The sequence below is a fragment of the Corallococcus praedator genome, assembly GCF_003612125.1.
Classification (GTDB): Bacteria; Myxococcota; Myxococcia; order Myxococcales; family Myxococcaceae; genus Corallococcus; species Corallococcus praedator.
On the sequence record NZ_RAWI01000655.1, the window covers coordinates 1 to 2,894 of the forward strand.

Below are 2,894 nucleotides of genomic sequence, written 5' to 3' on the forward strand. Positions count from 1 at the left end.
GGACCGGGAGGGTCTCCGCCGTTCCCGGGGTGGGGGAGGGCAGCCCCCAGGGCGGTGGATGTCTGTGTTTCGAGGAAGGCAGAAACCATCACGCGCGAGGGGAGAGAGACTCCCGGGCGGATGTCTGTGTTTCATCCGGTGAAAAACATTGCCGCCAGCCAGGACGCTGCTGGCGGGGAGAAGGACACTGCGGATCTTCGTGAAGCCCTGGGGGCTGCGCCTTCGCGGAGGGTGCGGCACGCCCCGCCTGGAAGCAGGCGACGTTTCACCGGAGGCTTGCTCCGCGCCCGGCGAACGCCCTTAATCCCACGCCATGACACGGCTGCGGGATTTGCGCTCGGTCCTGAACCTCACCGTCCTCGTGGCGGGGCTCGGGTACTTCGTCGACCTCTTCGACATCACGTTGTTCGGCGTGGTGCGCGTCGCCTCGCTGAAGGACCTGGGCCTCACGGACCCGGCGGACATCCTCCAGAAGGGGCTCTTCATCTACAACGCGCAGATGGCGGGGATGATGGTGGGCGGCCTCTTCTGGGGAATGCTCGGGGACCGGAAGGGCCGGCTGTCGGTGATGTTCGGCTCCATCCTCCTGTACTCGGCGGCGAACCTGGCCAACGCGTTCGCGTGGGACGTGACGAGCTACGCCGTCTGCCGCTTCTTCGGAGGCCTGGGGCTCGCGGGCGAACTGGGCGCGGCCATCACCCTGGTCGCGGAGTCCCTGCCCAAGGAGAAGCGCGGCCTGGGCACCACCGTGGTCGCGACGCTGGGCATGTTGGGCATCGTCGTGGCGGCGCTCGTCGCCCAGCACCTGCACTGGAAGACGGCGTACGTGACGGGCGGCGTGCTGGGGCTGGCGCTCCTCTTCACCCGCTTCAAGGTGTCCGAGTCCGCCCTCTTCACCCACAAGGCCGGCCCCGCGAAGGCGAACCCGTTGCTGCTGCTGCAAGGGGGGCGCTTCCTCACGTACCTCTGCTGCATCGGCGTGGGCGTGCCCATCTACTTCACCACCGGCATCCTCTTCGTCTTCGCGCCGGAGCTGACGGCGGGCTTGAACGTCCAGGGCACGGTGACGGCGGGCAACGCCATCCTCTTCGGCAGCGTGGGCCTGACGCTGGGGGACCTGCTGTCCGGCCTGCTCAGCCAGTGGCTCCAGAGCCGCAAGCGCGCGGTGGGGCTGGGGCTGTGCGCGTGGTTCGTGCTGGTGCTCGTGTACGGCCTGATGCCCGGGCTCACCCCCACGCTCATCTACTTCCTGAGCTTCCTCATCGGCCTGTGCGTGGGCTACTGGGCGGTGCTGGTGACCATGGCCGCGGAGCAGTTCGGCACCAACATCCGCGCCACCGTGGCGACGACGGTGCCCAACTTCGTGCGCGGCTCCGCGGTGCTCGCGGCCAGCGCCTTCGGTGTGCTCAAGGGCCACCTCACCGTGGGCCACGCGGCGCTCGCCGTGGGCGCCATGTGCTTTGGCGTGGCGCTCCTCTCGCTGGCGCGGCTAACGGAGACGTTCCACCGCGACCTGGACTTCGTGGAGTCCCCCGACGCGGCCCGCGCGGGCGCGGACTCCCAGCCGGGACCCGTGGGCTAGCGACGCGGAGGGGAGCGGCCTGCCGGCGGCTGACGGTCGCGGGCAGGCGCTCCATGACTTCAGGGGGGAGGCCAGACGGTGATGGGCTGCCGCGCCGGGCCGCTCTTCGCCGCGGGTGGAAGTGATTCTTCCGCGCCGCCCTGCGCCACCGGTGGGACTGTCTTCTCCGCGCCGGGCTGGCTCTGCGGTGGGCTCGGGAACGGCACGGGCTTCCCGCCGCATCGAAGTCTGCGCTCACCATTGAGGGTATTGATCGCGCGAGCTCCCGCGGTCAGATCATCTTCCCCCGGGATGAGCAGGCGGTCCCGCGCGTTCGCATTCAATGCGTCCTTGACCGTTGGGCCTGACGTGACGGCGCCCACGATCCCCACCAGGCCCACGACGAGCCCGGAAATGGCAACCACCGCGGCGCCGGTCGGTTCCGAGTCCGCGAGCGCGGCGCCGACCCCAAGTCCCGCGATTGACCCAGTCAGGCTCGCCAGGCTCCAGAAGGTGACCTTGCGGTGTGCGCTCTTCACGGGCTCGAGGCGCTCTTCATGGCTGCGTTGAAGCTCGGGTTCGCTCAACCTGGGCCACAGGTCGTCCAGCGCCTCGGGTTTGTCGTTGCCCACCTTGAAGACGCCGAGTCCGACATGATCCTGGGTGTAATGAATCGAGTAGGCCAGGTTGTAGCTCGCCGTCTTTGCCTGGACACGGGCGGGCGCGAGGTCGTACCAGCCCTCTCGCTCGCAGTCCGTGCGGGGCCCACCATTGGGCAGTGGCAGGGGGGACCCGATACGGGCAGCCCCTCCCCCCGCGCAACCCACCAGCAGGGTGCACAAGCAATACCCAATCATGCCAACGATGCGCTTCACATCCACGGGCCACCTCGTTTCGCGGCGGGAACGCCAACCGGGAAGGGGCTCCTTCTTCCTCGAAGAAAGCTTCACCCGGACCGGGAGCGCTCCCGGTCCGGGCATGGATGAAGACCGCGCGCGCGTCGTGCCCCCCCACCTTCGTGAGCCCGCGCGGATTCCCCCCACTCGAATGAGCCGGCCCGGGGAAAAACGATGCAGGGAATCCTCTGGCGTCAGGTGGGCGGCGGCACGCGCAGTCGCCATGCCAACACCCGGCCATCCAGGCCCAGCACGAACACCAGCGGGCCGCGCACCACGGGCCGGGTGCGCAGCGACGTGTCCGCCCTCACCGTGAACGCGGGCGTCCAGCCCGGGGCCCTGAGCGCCACGAGCTGGCCCTCGCGCCCGGACGTGGGCACCAGCAGCAGGTCCTCCAGCCCCACCTGCACCCGCCCCAGCAGCGGCGACGGCAACAC

2 protein-coding genes and 1 pseudogene are annotated in these 2,894 nt (G+C 69.5%); 1 reads left to right on the forward strand and 2 read right to left on the reverse strand.

All coding sequences use genetic code 11. The features are described from left to right. The first annotated feature begins 313 nt into the window (after window positions 1–313). Window positions 314–1,582, forward strand: coding sequence for an MFS transporter (locus tag D7Y13_RS40445; protein ID WP_120538279.1), 1,269 nt, complete (start codon window positions 314–316; stop codon window positions 1,580–1,582). Between the two features lie 59 nt (window positions 1,583–1,641). Here D7Y13_RS40445 and D7Y13_RS40450 read toward each other — a convergent pair whose 3' ends face one another. Together D7Y13_RS40450 and D7Y13_RS40455 are read right to left on the reverse strand one after the other, a co-directional pair. Beyond that, a complete protein-coding gene (locus tag D7Y13_RS40450) occupies window positions 1,642–2,442 on the reverse strand; it encodes a hypothetical protein (RefSeq protein WP_120582303.1) in 801 nt (266 codons plus the stop codon). 209 nt (window positions 2,443–2,651) lie between these two features. Next, window positions 2,652–2,894: pseudogene (locus tag D7Y13_RS40455) on the reverse strand (outer membrane protein assembly factor BamB family protein); the annotation flags it as partial.

Excerpts from the sequence above, each read along its gene's own strand:
- D7Y13_RS40445 (WP_120538279.1), top strand. The coding sequence starts at position 314 with ATGACACGGCTGCGGGATTTGCGCTCGGTCCTGAACCTCACCGTCCTC.